The organism is Streptomyces rhizoryzae, from assembly GCF_023155275.1.
In the GTDB taxonomy this organism is placed as follows: Bacteria; Actinomycetota; Actinomycetes; order Streptomycetales; family Streptomycetaceae; genus Streptomyces; species Streptomyces rhizoryzae.
Window position 1 is genome coordinate 13696 of sequence record NZ_JALMUV010000065.1, and the last position, 16501, is coordinate 30196.

13 protein-coding genes and 2 pseudogenes are annotated in these 16501 nt (G+C 70.9%); 6 read left to right on the top strand and 9 right to left on the bottom strand.

The genetic code is table 11. The annotated features are described in order from the left end of the window. Positions 1-195 precede the first annotated feature (195 nt). From MUU72_RS32620 to MUU72_RS32630, 3 genes are all read left to right on the top strand, one after another. Complete coding sequence (locus tag MUU72_RS32620; protein ID WP_248017064.1) at positions 196-1500, top strand: hypothetical protein; 1305 nt, start codon at positions 196-198, stop codon at positions 1498-1500. Between the two features lie 76 nt (positions 1501-1576). Next, positions 1577-2881: a NucA/NucB deoxyribonuclease domain-containing protein gene (locus MUU72_RS32625; RefSeq protein ID WP_248017065.1), complete on the top strand. Its 1305-nt coding sequence runs from the start codon at positions 1577-1579 to the stop codon at positions 2879-2881. Between the two features lie 15 nt (positions 2882-2896). Next, positions 2897-3424 carry a hypothetical protein gene (locus MUU72_RS32630; RefSeq protein ID WP_248017066.1) on the top strand — a complete coding sequence of 176 codons (528 nt, stop codon included), beginning with the start codon at positions 2897-2899 and terminating at the stop codon, positions 3422-3424. A 197-nt stretch (positions 3425-3621) separates the two neighbouring features. On the opposite strand, the gene MUU72_RS32635 is transcribed toward MUU72_RS32630, so the two are convergent. Beyond that, on the bottom strand, positions 3622-5082 hold the full coding sequence (locus MUU72_RS32635; protein WP_248017067.1) for a recombinase family protein: 1461 nt from the start codon (positions 5080-5082) through the stop codon (positions 3622-3624). 80 nt (positions 5083-5162) lie between these two features. On the opposite strand from MUU72_RS32635, the pseudogene MUU72_RS32640 reads away from it, so the two are divergent. Beyond that, positions 5163-5261, top strand: a pseudogene (locus MUU72_RS32640) (peptide-methionine (S)-S-oxide reductase MsrA); the annotation flags it as partial. Between the two features lie 127 nt (positions 5262-5388). After that, positions 5389-5988: pseudogene (locus MUU72_RS32645) on the top strand (nucleotide disphospho-sugar-binding domain-containing protein); the annotation flags it as partial. Positions 5989-6026: 38 nt separating this feature from the next. On the opposite strand, the gene MUU72_RS32650 reads toward MUU72_RS32645, so the two are convergent. From MUU72_RS32650 to MUU72_RS32665, 4 genes are all read right to left on the bottom strand, one after another. Then, the gene (locus tag MUU72_RS32650) at positions 6027-6794 is read right to left on the bottom strand and encodes an SDR family oxidoreductase (RefSeq protein ID WP_248017068.1); all 768 of its coding nucleotides are present in this window, start codon (positions 6792-6794) and stop codon (positions 6027-6029) included. Positions 6795-6968: 174 nt separating this feature from the next. Continuing rightward, positions 6969-8294: a DUF2786 domain-containing protein gene (locus MUU72_RS32655; RefSeq protein ID WP_248017069.1), complete on the bottom strand. Its 1326-nt coding sequence runs from the start codon at positions 8292-8294 to the stop codon at positions 6969-6971. A gap of 224 nt (positions 8295-8518) precedes the next feature. Continuing rightward, positions 8519-9811 (bottom strand): L,D-transpeptidase, encoded by a 1293-nt coding sequence (locus MUU72_RS32660; protein WP_248017070.1) that lies wholly within the window; start codon positions 9809-9811, stop codon positions 8519-8521. Between the two features lie 421 nt (positions 9812-10232). Then, on the bottom strand, positions 10233-10571 hold the full coding sequence (locus tag MUU72_RS32665) for a hypothetical protein (RefSeq protein WP_248017071.1): 339 nt from the start codon (positions 10569-10571) through the stop codon (positions 10233-10235). A gap of 108 nt (positions 10572-10679) precedes the next feature. Here MUU72_RS32665 and MUU72_RS32670 point away from each other — a divergent pair, with 108 nt between their 5' ends. Beyond that, positions 10680-11102 (top strand): hypothetical protein, encoded by a 423-nt coding sequence (locus MUU72_RS32670; protein ID WP_248017072.1) that lies wholly within the window; start codon positions 10680-10682, stop codon positions 11100-11102. 183 nt (positions 11103-11285) lie between these two features. Here MUU72_RS32670 and hutH read toward each other — a convergent pair whose 3' ends face one another. The 4 genes from hutH to MUU72_RS32690 all read right to left on the bottom strand — a co-directional run bounded on the left by hutH (position 11286) and on the right by MUU72_RS32690 (position 16262). Further along, entirely contained in the window at positions 11286-12830 is a 1545-nt protein-coding gene (hutH, locus tag MUU72_RS32675; RefSeq protein WP_248017073.1) for a histidine ammonia-lyase, read from the bottom strand. Positions 12831-12940: 110 nt separating this feature from the next. Then, the gene (locus tag MUU72_RS32680) at positions 12941-14041 is read right to left on the bottom strand and encodes a GGDEF domain-containing protein (protein WP_248017079.1); all 1101 of its coding nucleotides are present in this window, start codon (positions 14039-14041) and stop codon (positions 12941-12943) included. A 178-nt stretch (positions 14042-14219) separates the two neighbouring features. After that, the gene (locus tag MUU72_RS32685) at positions 14220-15014 is read right to left on the bottom strand and encodes an enoyl-CoA hydratase/isomerase family protein (RefSeq protein WP_248017074.1); all 795 of its coding nucleotides are present in this window, start codon (positions 15012-15014) and stop codon (positions 14220-14222) included. A gap of 90 nt (positions 15015-15104) precedes the next feature. After that, positions 15105-16262 (bottom strand): adenylate/guanylate cyclase domain-containing protein, encoded by a 1158-nt coding sequence (locus MUU72_RS32690; protein WP_248017075.1) that lies wholly within the window; start codon positions 16260-16262, stop codon positions 15105-15107. Positions 16263-16501 lie beyond the last annotated feature (239 nt).

A 16501-nucleotide genomic window follows, 5' to 3' on the forward strand; every position in this document is an offset into this window, starting at 1 on the left:
AGCGCGCCGGGGAGACACGAGGCCCCCTGCCCTTCCTTCACACTCTTACGGTCCTAGAGGGAAAGATACGTTGAACTCATGGCGTCACACGCCACATGGGCGACTTCAAGTCAGTTGTTGGTCTATCAGGGCATAGCCGACTGGGCCCTGCTAACTTCACTCCCGTCCTAAGACCGCCCAAAGGGAGTAGAGGGAATGCACTTACCGATACGTCGTGGCGTGCTGGCTGCGCTTGCTGGCGCACTCGGCCTGGTCCCCATAGCGGCCGCGCCGGCGGCAGCAACACCACCCACGACGTCCTGCAACATCGCATACAGCGCGCAGATCACATTCTGGGCGATGACGTGCAGCCAGCCGGGCGAGCCGATGATTGGCGGGTTCGCGACCTGGCGGAACGAGCCCATAGCCTTCGACGGGGTCGACACGCCGACCACCACAGTTCAAGTTGCGAACTACATGAGGGTGTCACCGAACACCGAGGCTTCGCCCTTCGCACCGAACATCGAAGTCGGCCTCTACGCGGAGAAGACCGGCAAGGCGACGCAAACTTACGGGCCGCGCTGGAGCGAGCTCAGCACTCAGGGCGGTGTGACGAAGGCCATCAACGCCGGGGTCAACCCAACGAAGGCGGACCGCCGCAACCACACCTACATGGTCGTGCGACAGGAACGCGGCGATCAGTGGGACGTCCTTTACGACTTCAACAAGGTCGGCAGCACCGGGCACCAGTTGAAGGTTCCACGCGGGAACCCCAATCGGATCGACCTTGGCCTTGAAGTGATGGGTCCGCAGTACGTCCATGTCCCCGACATCGCCAGCCGCATGCAGTTCATGAGCGAAGACAAGGCATGGCATCAAGTAGCATCGGCCAATACCGCGCAGGTCATCTCACTCGGAACCTGCGGTGCCACCAGAAAGCCACCCTACTGCTTCAACGCGAAGATGTCCGGTGGCACTTCCTTCAGCCAGTGGACCGCAGGAAAGCCTCGCAAAGGAACGCCCACAAAGCCCTCCCTAACCACGGGATCGCGACTGACGGCTCAAGCGTCACCGCTGAACACCGACAGACCCGAAACCTTCAATGGGGTAAACCAGCAGGCACTGCAGCAGTGCCTGCGCGACAGCCCCGACGAGTGCTTGGCCAAGGTCCCGGGGCTGGCCGAATGCGTCACCGGCCCTCGGCTGTGCAACATGGAAGCCGCGCTCTCAGCGCCCCCCAAGGAAGCCGAAACGTCGGGACCGCCCAGCGAGGAGGACGTTCGGCAGAGAGCATCCGCGTCCTTCGGTGTGGCTCCTGACGGCCTGACTGTGGCTGGCCCGTCCAAGGTGGCCGGCTTCGCGGCAGGAATCCCTGACTCTTCCGTATGGACGGCGACCTCATCAGAGGCCACATCCGGCCCTGATCGCCATGGCGCCAAGTTTTCCGGGTTCCGGGCTTCCTATTCTGCGGTAACCGGCCAATTAATCGAGGCGTGTTGGGGACAGACATGCCAACGATGACGGCACTACCCGCTTCGACGCCGAAGGCCCTTGTAGCCCGTTCCGCCCGCAGACGCAGGATTCAGGAGTCTCAACGATGACTCACCACATAGCCATCGCGCGCAAAGCCCGCTTACTCGTCGTGGCTGGCGCCCTTATCCTGGCCGGTTCCCCGCCTGTTGCCAACGCCGCCACGAATCCGGCGTCAGCCAGTTTCAGCTCAAAGAGCAACTTGACCTTTGTCTCTGCGGCGACACTTCCCCCCGACACCCTGCGACGCCTCAACAACCCAGTGCCCCTTGACCGATATCGGCCGGAAAAAACAGCCGCGCCAGCTCTGGAGTTCGCCACAGGGCCCAGCCGTGTTCCCGTAACAGTCGGCAGCGAAGAGACCGACTTACGGGAGCAGTGCGCCAAACAGAAAGAAGCCGCAGCTTCAAAGGGATGGCTGAAAAGCAGGTTCGAAACCTGCCAGAAGCGCCCATTCGACCTCGTTCTACGCGATACCAAAGGCACCCAAGAGATTGGACGGCTTTGGTTCGACATGTGGGTGCTCGGCTTCGCCACCGATGGAGCCAGGCGCGTCGACTACGTGAGTAGTATCGAAAACATACGGGTGCAGACCGCACCTGGGTCCGGGGCGGACGCGCGGAACTGGACGGTAGGCCAGTACTTCAGCCACACGTCGGGGTTCCCCTCCGACCCCTCCAGTGTGGTGACAGGCCCCAAGGAGGAGAACCGTGACGAGCTTCTCGGCGCCTGGGACAAGAAGCCTCAATGGACTCTCACGTACACTTCGCCCGACTCCGGCCCCCAGTGGAGTAAGGGGAATCTGCAGTTGGCGACGTCCTTGGTGATGGCAGAGCTAACCGTCAACGCACCGGGCGTAAAGCCCTACAAGCAGGTTGACGCCTACCACTCCAATGTACGTTTCGACTACGCAGGGCCCACCGCCGGCAAGCATAAAGGGACGGTCTTCAGCGAAGGCCGTGCAGAGCTCAAGTTGAGCCTCAAGGACCCTGCCGTCAAGGAAAGTGCTCAGCACATACTCGACGCTCAGGAGCACCCGGAGCGCACGTTTCCCTCCTGGCCCGGCAAGAGTGTCCCAGGGGCCAAGGAGCCACTCCACCGCCTCATCGACATCAACAAGCAGAAGGAAAACAGAGAAAAGTCGATTAAAGAATGCGCTAAAGTATGGGGTGATTACTCTGGCACTCCCCTCCAGTGCGATGAATATCCTTTCGCCTCCACCCGCGAGGGATCAGGTAAGGGCGACGATCGCTACTCTGTGCGTCTCATCGACGGCAAGGACAACGAGACGGGCGGAAATCGACTCAACCTTATGTACACCGCCAACAGAATCCTCGACGGTGATCCCTTCTTCGTAACCATCACAAGCTGAACCAAGGAATGCATTGTGGCGCTGATCACCGAGTACACCGTGACAGCAGAACCGGACCGCTGTCTCGTAGAGGTCTACGACTCCGACGCGTATCTCCAGGACAGCGCCGCACTTGAGGCAGCGCGAGAGCAGGTGGTAGCCGGCAACGGCTACCACCTGTACCTCCACAGCCTGCAACCCGCTATTGGGGTCGATGTCATCATCCGGGTCTGGGACGAGCCTCAGAGTCCCCCCACCCACTGCGAAGGCAGCGTTCCCGTAACCATCGAATCCACCACCGCCTGCCTTGTCATCAACCAACTCACCTTTGGCCCTGCCGGAACCATGGACCTGCCGCGGCCAGGCGTCTACGAGGGCATCGCTTGGTGGACCGGGCGGCACGCCACGCTCGACTACTACAACCGCGCCCTCGTCGAGCTGGCCGAACGCCCCGATACGGGTAATCTCGAGCACGTCTGGCGCAACAACCCCACACCCGAGCGGTACGTCCTCGACCTCCACTACGCGCGGGAATCCAGTCCAGATGACGAAGACGCGGCATGAGGCAAGGCAGCGCAGCACCTTCTGCGAGTTGACCGGCCTCAGAAGAGGCCTTCCCCGCAGCCGTGCGAAGAATTGCGAGGCCAGCGGTGGCTGACCTCGCAAAGGACCAGGATGGCCCGGTCTCCAGCCGCTGAGGGGCCGTCAGCCACCGGTAGCTCAGGCCGATCACCAAGCGGTCAACTGATCCGAAAAACTACCTAGTCCTCGATCCATTTCGGGACGAGTAGGTCCGGGTTGAACGGCCTCCTGCCTCCGCCACCGACCGGAAGCACGATTACCGCATGCAGCATCTCGCGGATAATGGTTCGCTTCTGCGCCAGGTCGAGTTCACCTGAATACCATTTCCGCCGAACGTCTTCGTCGGTCACCGCGGAGTTGCGCTGGACGCGCAACGCGTGTTGAGTGCGAGCGTTACGCAGTTCCCTGATCCGAGCCTCCATGGTGCGGTTCTCAGGAAAGAACAACTCATCCGAGATTTCGTCGGCCTGCCATGCCCGCAGCAGCTTTCGCTGCTTCTTCGTCAGACGCTCGAGCTCCTCCTCTCCCTCCCACTGTGCAACGACCGCGCTCGAAGCCACCTTGCGTTCTTCAAGCTTTGCCAATACAGCTTCGGTGATGTACTCATCGACCTTGGCGCCATTGCGGCCGCTTCCCCCGCATCCACCCATGGAACGCGACGGGCATTGGTAGACGAACCCACCGGACAGATTCGGTCGCGTACTCACCCTCATCGGCGCGTTGCAGATCTGCCCGTCATCCTTCGGCTTCCCACATCGGAGAATTCCGGTGAGCAAGTGGTTCGGTGTCCTGTAGTCGGTGACCGTCCCATCCGCCTTGACGTTGGGGCCGATTCTGGACGAAAAAAGCGCATCGATAGCCATCCACTCCTTAGGGGTGATGAGGGGCTCCCACTGCCCGCTCACCGGCACACCGTTGGTGTCGCGCACCAAGTCGCCGTTGTGCCGGCGCCAGCCACAGAGGCGCGGGTTCCACAACGCGAGCTTGAGTGACCTGGACTGCCATTCATTGCCATGGACCGTCCGGACGCCCTCCTCCCGCCACTTCTTCAGGATGGAATGCAGAGACTTGCCCGCGATGACGTCGCGCGCTGCCTGGGCGAGCCTCTCGGCTTCCTCCTCACGGAGCGTCCTCTTGTCGTCATTCCAGCCGAACGGCCGTGTTCCTCCCACCGGGATTCCCAGCTCCGCCCGTCGGCGGTGGGACCGGCGAGTACGTCGCTTGATCTTGCGCACCTCGGCCTTGGCGATCACCACCCCGAAGAGCCCCATGGACTCGACGTCCTCGTTGTACAGATCCTTGAGCCCCTTCGCGTCGGCGTAGACCCGGCCGTCCTCGTGCGTCAGCGCGTCCACGAAACGCTCGTAGTCGCCGACACGCCTCACCAGGCGATCGTCAGCGACGACGATCGCGCCGCGTACGGCCTGCCCGTTCGGCATGCGTCCGGCCCTGAGAACCTTCAGCATCTCCTCGAAGTCCGGCCGAACGACCTCCGCTTTCGCAGCAGAGAGATCGTTGTCGGTGTAGTAGTGAACGATCCTCGCCCCCACCCTGGCGGCGGTCTCGTCGTTGACCTTGTGCTGGTCCTCCGCGCCGTGGCCGTCCCTGGCCAAGTCCGCCGAGATGCGCGCGTAGGCCACGACGGGAACCAGTTGTTCACTGTTGTCCGCGATGAACTCCCCCTACCTTCATGGCAGTTCTACTGCCTGGGAGATAGAGGTACCACCAGCAATATTTGGACAAAAACCCCGCCGGCTACTGCGGCATCGGGGGGACGGGGGTCTCCTGCCCGGTGGGGGTGGCCAAGGCGGACGGGTGAGGTCTTCGGCTGCGGCGGCTCCGCCGGGACGCTGAGCCGCTCGCCCTCGGCGCTCCCCCCGGCACCACGGGGCGACCTGTGCTGCGGCACCGGAAAAGAGATTGCACGAGACGGTTCGCCTTGCCACGACGAGAGCGTCCGCTCCTTCGTCGGCGCCTGCCAGGGCGACCGCGCGGCGCAAGGCGACCGGGAGCGGCCCGCGGACGCCGAGCGGGTGCTGCTCGTCTCGCTCGGCTCGTCCTTCACCAAGCAGCCCGGCTTCTACCGCGAGTGCCTCAAGGCGTTCGGCGGGCTGCCGGGGTGGCACGTCGTGCTCCAGGCGGGCAAGCGCGTCACCGCCGAGGAGTTCGGGGAGATCCCGGCGAACGTCGACGTACGCGACTGGGTACCGCAGTTGGCGGTCCTGAAGAAGGCCGACGCGTTCATCACGCACGCCGGCACGGGAGGCAGCCAGGAGGGGCTGGCCACCGCCACGCCCCTGGTGGCCGTGGCGCAGGCCGCCGACCCGTTCGGCAATGCGGAGATGCTCGAAAGGCTCGGCGTGGGCCGCTCCGTCCCGATGGACCGGGCGGACGCGGCCACTCTCCGGGCGGCGGTGCTCGCGCTCGTCGCCGTCCCGGAGGTGGGGCGCCGTCTCGCGGCCGTCCAGCGGGAGATGGCCGCCGAGGGCGGTACCCGGCGGGCCGCGGACCTCATCGAGGCGGAACTGCCCGCGGGGTGCCGCTAGAGGGTGTCCGCCCGGGCGGCCGGGTCCCGGGCCGGGGCTCAGGCCAGGTAGCCGCCGTCGATGTCGAGGACGGCCCCGGTGACGTACGACGCCGCCGGGCTGGCGAGGAAGACGATGCCGGCCGCGATCTCCTCCGGGCGGCCGAACCGGCCCATCGGGTTGGCGGCGCGCTGGGCATCCGCGAAGTCCCCTTCCGGCGGGTTCATGTCGGTGGCCACACAGCCGGGTTGGACGACGTTGACCGTGATGCCCCGCGGTGCCAGGTCCCGGGCCGCGCCCTTGCTGTAGCCGACGAGCGCCGCCTTGGTCGCCGCGTAGTCGGCCACTCCCGGGAACCCGGCGCGGGTGGCCAGGCCCGAACCGACCGTGATGATCCGCCCGCCCTCGCCCAGGACACCGGCGGCGGCCCGGACGGCCGAGGCGACGCCCCCGACGTTGACCGCCCACTGCCGTTCGAACGCGGCCGGATCGCCCGCGGCGTCGTCCACCGCGCCGTTGACCGCGACCGCCGCGTTGTTCACCAGGATGTCCAGCCGTCCGAAATCGGCCGCCACGGCTGCCACCAGATCGGCGACCTGCTGCCGGTCGCCCTGGTCGGCGCGGTAGGCGGCCGCCCGCACGCCGGCCTCCGCCAGCTCCGCCACCAGCGCGCCGGCCCGCTCCCCGGAGGCCGTCCAGCTGATCGCCACCGCGGCCCCCTCGGCGGCCAGCGCCCGGGCCGTCGCGGCCCCGATCCCCCGCGAACCGCCGGTCACCAGCGCGACCTTGCCCGCCAGTACCCCGCCTACCGCCACGTCCGCCGCCATCGCAGCGCCCTCCTCGTCATGCGTCGTCGCGGCACGGTGCCGCCGTCGTTGCCGCACCGTGCCGCACTGTTTTGGACTGAGCGATACGAAACGCTAGCACGGGTTATGGACAGGGCGGTACATAACCAGGTGCGGCCGGCGGGCGCGGGCGGCCGGCGGGCGGCCCGCGCGGGGTCAGGAGGACTTCGGGGGCGGGAGGTGGGCCTGGTCGGCGGCGGTGGTGCCGTGGTGCCAGCCGGCGGGGTCGTGGGCGCCGCGGAGGCGGACCGGGGCGGTGTCGGGGAAGAGGGCGCCGGTGGTCTCCCGCACGGCGAGGTCGCGGGCGGCGAGGACCGGCAGGAGCCGGTCGGGGTCGGCCGAGGCGGCAGTGGCCGCGGCAGTGGCGGCGGCCGTGGCCGCGGAGAGGCGGGTGCGGATGCGGTCCGCGTAGGCGATGAGGAAGGTCTGGCGGAAGTCGCGGGTGCGGCGGGAGCGGCCGCGGGCGTGGTGGGCGTCGGCGGCGCGGTGCATCGCGGCGGTGGCCTGGAGGAGCAGCGAGGTGTGCAGGAGTTCGGTGGCCTCCAGGTCGGGCGGGAAGCCGACGACGGTGGAGAAGCCCAGGTCGGCGGCCCAGACGGCCTGGCAGCGGTTGGCGGCTGCGACGGCGTCCAGGAGCAGCGCCCGGGCCTGTTCGTAGGGGCCCTCGATGCCGATGCGGATCGCCGAGGGGCCGTCGGCGGCGCGGGCCCCGGGGCGCGCGAGCAGGGCCTCGTCGATGCTGTGGCGGGCCATCAGCTCCTGGGCCTTGGCGGTCAGCGCCTCGGCCTCCTCGGCGAAGGTGGTGGCCTCGGCCTTCGCCAGCAGCCCGCGGATCCGGCCGAGCGCGCGGGAGGCGGCCGTCCCGCCGGCCGGGGCGGAGCGGCCGGACGGGGCCGGGCCGGACGGGGCCGGGGGCGGGAGCGGGGTGATGCGCGGGAGCCGGGCGAGCAGGCGCAGCGCGGTCAGCACGTCGCAGGCGGTCTCGAAGCGGGAGGTGCGGCGGCGGGCGGCCAGCGCGTCGAGGTAGCCGGCGTCGGCGTCCCACCAGACGCGGGCGTCGAGGGCGTCCAGCTGGGCGCGCCAGCGGGGGTCGCGGGGCGCGTCCGCCCCGGAGGCGGCGGCCGCACGGGGGCGGCGGGCGTGCTCGGCGGCGATGGCGTCGATAGCCAGGGCTGCCGCCGGGGACCCGGCCGGGGCGTTGCGGCGGACGATGCGCTCCAGGTCGGCGGGGTGCCAGCCGCCCGCCCAGCAGCGGCGTACGGCGTCCACGGCGGCCGCGACCACGGCGGTGCTCATGGCCTCCCAGCCGGGGGCGGCAGCGGCCAGCAGGGAGGCGCCCGCCTCGATGGCGTCCTCGGCGGGCGCCCCGTCCGCGGCGTAGCGGACCCGGCCGAGGAGGTCGCCGAGGAGGGCGGCGGCGGCGGGCCCGGAACCGGCGTCGCGGGCGCCGCGTCCGCCGCGGTGCTTCGTGTGGTCGCTCACCCGGCCACTGTACGGACGGCCGCGGGCGCCGCCCGGCCCGCCTCGGTCCCGGCGGCCGTGCGGGGGCGCCGCCCCGCGTCCGGCGCCGCCGCCCGGCCCGCCGGCCCGCCGCGCCCTCCGCCGCCCCGCGCTCCCCGACGCGCCGCGCCCGGCGCCACCGCGGCGTACGCGGTGGCGCCGGGCGCCGGGTGGTGCGGGTCCGCGGGGGCGGAGCCGCGGGGCGGTCAGACCGCGCTGCCCGCGACCCACTGGGACCAGGACAGGTTCCAGCCGTTGAGGCCGTTGTCCGGCTTGATGGTCTTGTCCGGGGAGTTGATCACCTTCACGACGTCGCCGATCTGCGAGTGGTTGTAGAACCACGCGCCGTCGGTGGACGGGTCGCCCGCGCCCTTGACGTCCTTCAGGCCGATGCAGCCGTGGCTGGTGTTGGCCTTGCCGAAGATGCCCTTGCCCCAGTAATTGCCATGGATGAAGGTGCCGGAGTTCGACAGCCGCATGGCGTGCGGGACGTCGGGGATGTCGTACTCGCCCTTGCCGTCGTTGTTGGTGAAGCCGACGGTGGAGCCGTCCATCCGGGTCTGCTGGAACTTCTCGGAGATGACCATCTGGCCGTTGTAGGTCGGGTGGTCGGCGCTGCCCGAGGAGATCGGGATGGTGCGGACGGTCTTCCCGTCCCGGACCACCGTCATCTGGTGGGTCGCGGCGTCAACGGTGCTGACCTGCGCATGACCGACGGTGAAGTGGACGGTCTTGTTCTGGATGCCCTTGACGCCCGGCGACGCCTCGACGCCGTCCAGCGCGAGCTTCAGGGTGACGTCGGAGTTCGGCTTCCAGTAGTCCTTGGGGCGGAAGTCGAGCCGCTTGTCACCGAACCAGTGGCCGACGACCTGCTGGTTGCTGCTGGACGCGACGGAGATCGCGGACTGCACGGCCTTGCGGTTCTTGACCGGCTTGTCGAAGGTGATCGACACCGGCATGCCGACGCCGACCGTCGAGCCGTCCTCGGGAGTGAAGTTCCCGATGAAGCTGTTGGCCGGGGAGACGGTGGTGAAGGTGGAGTTCTCCACCGCCGTCCGGCCCTGGGCGTCCTTCGCGTGCGCGGTGATCTTGTAGGTGGTGGCGCGGGAGAGCGCCTGGTCCGGCTTCCAGGAGCTGCCGTCGGCGGACAGCGTGCCGGGGACGGTCCTGTGCGGGGTCTGCTGCGCCTGGTGGGCGGCGACCGTGGTCATGGTGACGCCGGTGAGCTTGCCGCCACTGGCGGTCACCCGCACGCCGTTCGGTCCGGCGTCGGTGGAACCGTCCTGCGGGGTGATCGTGATCTTGGCCTGGGAGGCGTCCTGGGCGGCCGCCTCGTCGACCTGCTGCGCGCTGTCGTGCTGTCCGTTGCCCTGGCGACCCGCGGCGGCACCGCCGCCGTGGCCGGTGGCGCTGCTGGCGCCGCACGCGGCGACCGTGAGTACCCCGCCGAGCAGCGCGGCACTGGCTATGAGGCCCTTGCGGCGCTTGCGGTCCGTCATCACACGCTTCTCCATTGCTACCGATTGCGAAAAATCCCCGAGCGAGCCGCCAACTGGACGCAGACACATCTGGACGCAGGAATTCCGGCCGACTCCCATGGAACGCCTTATCCGTTTCGTCCGCGTCATTCCTGGCGGAATTGTGGGGAAGGACACGTAATCGCGGCAAAACGACCATCGCGGGAATGAGCCGGCTCACGCAGCGGGGGTTGCCCGGGTCACATAAGGGGGCCACACAGGGGGCCGCGGAGTGCCGTGGGGCGGAGTGCCGCCGGCCCCCGGAGGGCGCGGCGCGCGGCCGGCTCCTACGGGGGCCTCGGGCGTACGGGGGTCACGGGGCGTACGGGGGACGCGGGGGCGTACGGGGGACGCGGGGGCGTACGGGGGACGCGGGGGCGTACGGGTCCGCGCCGGGGTGCGGTCAGTCCTCCGCGGCCGCGTCGTCCGCCAGGTCCCACTCCGCCGCGTCCCACTCGGCGTCCGGGTCGTAGTCGGTCATCTCCTCGCTGCTCCAGGACGCCTGGGCGAGTTCGGTGCCGGGCACCCCGGTGACCAGGTCGAAGGGGTCGATGAGGTGGGCCAGCGCCTCCGCCGGGTCGTCCCGGACCGTTTCCAGCGACTGTCTGCGCTCGTCGTCGGGGACCGCGGCGTCGCCGTTGATGTGGTCGACGGCGGCGCCGGTCAGCCGGTCGGCGTCGGTGACCTCCATGACGAGTTCGACGTGAAGCCGCACAAAACGTGATGTCTCACCATTGCTCATGGACGGAGGGTAAGCACGTCCGGGTCCCGACTACCGCGCGACCCGCGGCGGTCACTAACATCTGCGGTCAACGGCCAATTCGCCGAGCCCACAAGGGGGATCGCTTTCGTGACCGCACGACGACCACTACTGACCGCCGCTGCCGCGGGATCGGTGCTGTTCGCCCTGTGGTTCGTACCCTCCGCCAATGCTCTCGTGGGAGCTGACGGAGCGACACCTTCCGGTGTGCGCGCGGATTCCGCGCCGGCCGGCCAGGGCCGGGCGAACGTCTCCGACGGGACCGGCACCGGCAACCACCCCGGCGCCCTGTCCGGCGGGAAGCGGAACGCCGACGCGGGGCACGCCGACAGCGGTTCCACCACCACCCGGCCCGGCGGCGGCCCCGCCGCGGACAGCGGACCGCGCCACTACCTCGCCGACACCGGCAGCCCGGACACCGCGCCCTACGTGGTCGGCGGCGCGGGCTTCCTGGCCCTCGGCGCCGCGCTGGTCAGCTACTCGGTGCGCCGGACCCGCGACGAGACCGCCTGACGCGGAACGCCCTCCGGAGCCGGGGCCGGAGCGGCCCGCCGCACCCCGGCCCCCGCCCCGTCGCACCCGGTCATCCCATGGCAAGGGGCGCGTCACGTCCGGTGTGAGTCCGGTCATGACGCGCCCTTGCGCGTACCCCTGCCGCGGTCAAGCGGAGTAACGGGCAGGTCCCGTGGCGCGGCGTCAGGCGAGCGCGCCGGTGACGGTCTCGGCGGCGGCCACCAGCTTGCCGTCGCGGACGAAGGCGTACGCGGCCTCCAGGTCGGGGGCCAGGAAGCGGTCCTCGCCCGGGCCCTGGACGCCCGCGGCGCGTATGGCGTCCAGGACGGCGCGGGTCGCCGGCGCGGGGGTCAGGCCCTCGCGCAGTTCGATGGCGCGGGTCGAGGCGTACAGCTCGACGGCGATGACCCGGGTGAGGTTGTCCACCGCGGTGCGCAGCTTGCGCGCCGCCGACCAGCCCATCGAGACGTGGTCCTCCTGCATGGCGGAGGACGGGATGGAGTCCACCGAGGCCGGCGCGGCCAGCCGCTTCAGCTCGCTGACCAGGGCGGCCTGGGTGTACTGGGCGATCATCAGGCCGGAGTCGACGCCCGGGTCGCCGGCCAGGAAGGCGGGCAGGCCGTGCGAGCGGTTCTTGTCCAGGAGGCGGTCGGTGCGGCGCTCGGCGATCGAGGCCAGGTCGGCCGCGGCGATGGCCAGGAAGTCCAGGACGTAGGCGACCGGCGCGCCGTGGAAGTTGCCGTTGGACTCCACCCGGCCGTCGGGCAGCACGACGGGGTTGTCGACCGCGGCGGCCAGCTCGCGCTCGGCGACCAGGCGGGCGTGCGCGAGGGTGTCCCGGCCGGCGCCGGCGACCTGCGGGGCGCAGCGGACCGAGTAGGCGTCCTGGACGCGCGGAGCGTCGTCCTGGTGGTGGCCCGTGTAGCCGGAACCCGCCAGGAACGCCAGCATGTTGGCGGCCGAGGCGGCCTGGCCGGGGTGCGGGCGGATGGCGTGCAGCTCGGGCGCGAGGACCTTGTCGGTGCCGAGCAGCGCTTCCAGGGAGAGCGCGGCGGTGATGTCCGCGGAGGTGAACAGCCGGGCGAGGTCGGCGCAGGCCATCACCAGCATGCCGAGCATGCCGTCGGTGCCGTTGAGGAGCGCCAGCCCCTCCTTCTCGCGCAGCTCCACGGGCTCGATGCCGTGGGCGGCCAGCAGTTCGCCGGACGGCCGGACGACGCCGTCGGGGCCCTCCGCCTCGCCCTCGCCCATCAGCGTCAGCGCGCAGTGCGACAGCGGGGCGAGGTCGCCGGAGCAGCCGAGCGAGCCGTACTCGTGGACGACCGGGGTGATGCCGGCGTTGAGCAGCGCGGTCATGGTGTCGACGACCAGCGGGCGGACCCCGGTGTGCCCGGAGGCCAGCGTCTTCAGCCGGAGGAACATCAGGGCGCGGACCACCTCGCGCTCCACCCGGGGGCCCATGCCGGCCGAGTGCGAGCGGACGATGTTGCGCTGGAGCTGGGCCCGGAGCTCCGGGCTGATGTGCCGGACGGCGAGGGCGCCGAAGCCGGTGGAGACGCCGTAGACCGGGTCGGGCTTGGCGGCGAGCTCGTCGATGAAGGCGCGCGAGGCGGCGACGGCGGCGCGGGCCTCCTTGGAGAGCTCGATCCGGGCCGCGCCGCGGGCCACCGCGATGACGTCCTGTGCGGTGGTGCCGGACGTCCCCAGCACCACAGTGTGCATATCCATATTCAGGCACCCTAGAGACTGAATCGCCGAATGTCACCACCGGATTTCGGGATCACCCCTTACCGATCTTCCGCCGCCGCCGGGCGGACCGCCCCGTCCGGCGCCCCGCCTCACCTCCGGAACCGCCGCCGCTCCGGGCCCGGCGGCGGCTCCGGCGAGTCCGCGAGCCGGACGACCGGGTCGGCCGCGCCGCCGTGCCGCCCGGCCACCACCGGCTCCGCCGAACGCGCCGCCTTGGCGCGGTACTGGGCGGCGTCCGCGAGCCGGAAGAGGCGGCGGGCGCTGCGCACCGGGCCGATCGGGTCGCCGGTCGAGGCCACGCCCACCGCGACCCCCTCGCCGAGGTCCAGTTCCGCGGCCCGGCCGCACAGTTCAGCGGCGATCTTGACCACCTCGTCGGACGCCGGGCCGACCGCCAGCAGGCAGAACTCGTCGCCGCCCAGCCGCGCCGCGAGCGTCCCCGGCAGCATCGCGCCGCACAGCGACAGCACCGACCCGAAACGTTCCAGCAACCGGTCGCCGACCGCGTGGCCGCGCGAGTCGTTCACCCGCTTCAGCCCGTTCAGATCGCACACCACCAGGCTGACCACCACCCCGTCGGAGCGGTGCTGCTCCAGCGCCTGGTCCAGCCGCATGTCGACCGCGCGGCGGTTGGCCAGCCCGGTCAGCGCGTCGGTGAACGCCAGCCGGCGGACCTCGGCCAGCCGCTCGGTCTGCGCGATCCCGGCCGCCGCGACGGCGGCCAGCACGGTCGCGAAGTCGGCGTCCGCCGCCCCGAACACCGGCTCCCCCGGCCGCCTCGCCACATACAGCTCGCCCCACGCCCGGCCGTGCAGCACCAGCGGGGCGACCACGCAGCAGCCCCGGCCGCGGCGGCGCAGCGCGGCCACTCTCTGGTGGTTGTAGCGACCCGCGGGCGCGGCGCCGCCGCCCGGGCCGTCCCCGGCGGTCTCCACCCAGGCACTCGGCCCGCCGCCGGCCCACCGCTCGTCCAGGAAGCCGACGATCTCCGGGAACTCGTGCACCGGATACGCCTCGTCGTCCGGGAACTCCCGCTCACCCGCGGCCAGTTCGCCGACGTTCACCAGCACCCGCAGCCGCCCCCGCTCGCGCTCCCACTTGGAGACCGCCGCGAAGGAGCCGCCCAGCGCCCGGCACGCGCCGCGCGCCGCGGCCCGGGCCGATTCGCGCGGCGTGTGCACGGCCGCCATCGCCTGCGCCAGCTCCACCACGGCCCGCAGCCTGGCGTCACCCTCACCCGTCACCGGATCCTCACATTCCGTCACTGTGAGCACGCTCCGTATTACAGCGTAGGAATGATTGACCCGATTCGCCCCTTCCCCCGGCAGATCGGTCCCGGAGGGGCCGGGCGGGGGCCGGCCGCCGCGCTCACTCCCCCGGCCAGTCCGGGTCCCGCTTCTCGTTGAACGCCGCGACGCCCTCGGCCCGGTCGCCGGAGAACGCCACGCTCCGCCACGCCCCGTCCTCCAGCTCCAGGCCGGCCCGCAGGTCCAGCCCGTGCCCCAGCCGCAGCGCGCGCTTGGCGGCACGCAGCCCCACCGGCGAGTTCCGGGCGATCGCGGCGGCCAGCGCCAGCGCCTCGGCCCGGTCCTGCCCGTCCGCCACGAGCCGGTCCACCATGCCCAGCTCCGCCGCCTCCGCCGCCGCCACCCGGCGCCCGGTGAAGACCAGCTCGGCCGCCCGCGCCGCGCCCACCCGGCGCGGCAGCAGCTGCGTGCCGCCGCCCCCGGGGATCACCCCCACCGACACCTCCGGCAGCCCGACCACCGCGGTCCCGTCCGCGACGATCAGGTCGCAGGCCAGCGCCAGCTCGTAGCCGCCGCCCAGCGCGAAGCCGTGGACCGCGGCGATGGCCGGCACCGGCAACTCCAGGACGCCGGTGTACGCGGCACGGGTACGCGGCCGCTGCCGCATCAGATCGGCGTCCGTGAAGGAGTTGCGCTCCTTGAGGTCGGCGCCCACGCAGAACGCCCGCTCATGCGTCGAGGTGAGCACCACCGCGCGCACCGAGCGGTCCGCGGCCAGGGCGGCGCACGCCCCGGCCAGCGCGTCGGCCAGCGCCGTCGACACCGCGTTCATCGCCTTCGGCCGGTCCAGGACCAGCTCCGCCACGAACCCGTGGCGCTCGATCCCGATCCACTCCTCCGCACCGAACCGCTGCATAACCGCCCTCCGCATGCCGGTTAACGCTCGTTGACCTGTCATCGGGGATCATGTCAGGTCGGCGGCGTTCCCGGCAGGGGCCGCGGCCGGTCAGCCGCGCCGGGTCAGCATCCACGGCTCGACGACGCCCAGCCCGCGCACCGGCCGCTGCCACATCGGCTGGAGCGCGAAGCGGTACGGGGGCGGCGGGCTGCCGGTGCCCTCCAGGGCGGCCTTCTCCGCGGCCGCCGCGTCCGCCTCGGAGACCGGCGCGTCCCCCGTGCGCCCCAGCTCCTCCGCGAACGCCTCGTCCACCAGCACGGTGTCCTTCGGCGCTATCGAGGTCAGCCGGCTGGCCAGATTGACGGTCGTCCCGAAGACATCGCCCATCCGGGTCGTGACCGTGCCGAACGCGATGCCCACCCGCAGCTCGGGCATCGTCTCGTCGTGGCCCATCGTCTCGATCAGCCGCAGCCCGATCTCGGCCGCGATCCCGGCGTCGTCCGCCGAGAACAGCACCTCGTCGCCGAGCGTCTTGATCAGCCGGCCGCCGTGCGCGGCGACCAGGTCGGCGGCGGTGGTCTCGAACGCCTCGACCAGCTCGCCCAGTTCCTCCTCCTCCAGCCGCCGGGTCAGCCGGGTGAAGCCGACCAGGTCGGCGAAGCCGACGGCCAGCCGGCGGTCCACCATCTCCGCGTCGTCCTGGGCCTGCACGACCCGCCCGGTGGCCGCCGCCAGCTGCCGCCGCCACACGTAGACCAGGAACTCCTCCAGCTCCGGCAGGAGCAGCTCCACCAGCGGATAGGTGATCTCCGTACGCGTCAGGCCGGAGTCCTGGGGCTCGGTCAGCCCCTCCAGGAACGAGTCGATCTGCCAGTCGGCGAGCCGCGCCGTGGTCTGGCCGGTGGACCGGGCGACCTGCACCGCCATCGCCTCGCTCAGCAGCCCCGCCTCGACGAGGCCGGCGAGCCGGCGCAGCGCCAGCACATCGGCCTCGGTGAGCGCCTTGACCTGGCCGATGTCCGCGAAGCCCATGGCCCGCCAGAAGCGGGCCGCCAGGTCCATGGAGACGCCGGCGCTGCGGGCCGCCTGGAACGGCGTGTAGCGGCGCTCGGCGCCGAGGATGAGTTGTTCGAGCTTGACGGCGATGTTGTTCTCGTCGTTGCCGTCGTCCCTCGCGGGGTCGCCCGCGGGCTCGTCCGCGGGGGTCTCGGCCGCCGCGTCGCCCCCGGCACCCGCATCGTTGGCCCCGGCATCGTCGGCGGTCACCGGCCGCTCCCTGTCCGATCCCTGCGCACTGCCCTTCCGATCTCGCTGCTCGCCCGTGGCCCGCTCCGCGACGGACCGCCTCAACGATACGGCAGGTGTGCTCTGCCTCACGTGGGCGCGGCGCTGGCTTGCTTCCCACGTCGTGGTTTCTCTTGGCGGGTGTTCCGCCGGGCCCGGTCTCGTCGGGGTTGCGCGCCGTGCCGGCGGGGTGGGGTGTTGGGGGTCGCCCCACGTCGTCG

Excerpts from the sequence above, each read along its gene's own strand:
- MUU72_RS32665 (WP_248017071.1), bottom strand. The coding sequence starts at position 10,571 with ATGAGCAATGGTGAGACATCACGTTTTGTGCGGCTTCACGTCGAACTC.
- MUU72_RS32680 (WP_248017079.1), bottom strand. The coding sequence starts at position 14,041 with ATGGCGGCCGTGCACACGCCGCGCGAATCGGCCCGGGCCGCGGCGCGC.
- hutH (WP_248017073.1), bottom strand. The coding sequence starts at position 12,830 with ATGGATATGCACACTGTGGTGCTGGGGACGTCCGGCACCACCGCACAG.
- MUU72_RS32625 (WP_248017065.1), top strand. The coding sequence starts at position 1,577 with ATGACTCACCACATAGCCATCGCGCGCAAAGCCCGCTTACTCGTCGTG.
- MUU72_RS32650 (WP_248017068.1), bottom strand. The coding sequence starts at position 6,794 with ATGGCGGCGGACGTGGCGGTAGGCGGGGTACTGGCGGGCAAGGTCGCG.
- MUU72_RS32620 (WP_248017064.1), top strand. The coding sequence starts at position 196 with ATGCACTTACCGATACGTCGTGGCGTGCTGGCTGCGCTTGCTGGCGCA.
- MUU72_RS32660 (WP_248017070.1), bottom strand. The coding sequence starts at position 9,811 with ATGACGGACCGCAAGCGCCGCAAGGGCCTCATAGCCAGTGCCGCGCTG.
- MUU72_RS32685 (WP_248017074.1), bottom strand. The coding sequence starts at position 15,014 with ATGCAGCGGTTCGGTGCGGAGGAGTGGATCGGGATCGAGCGCCACGGG.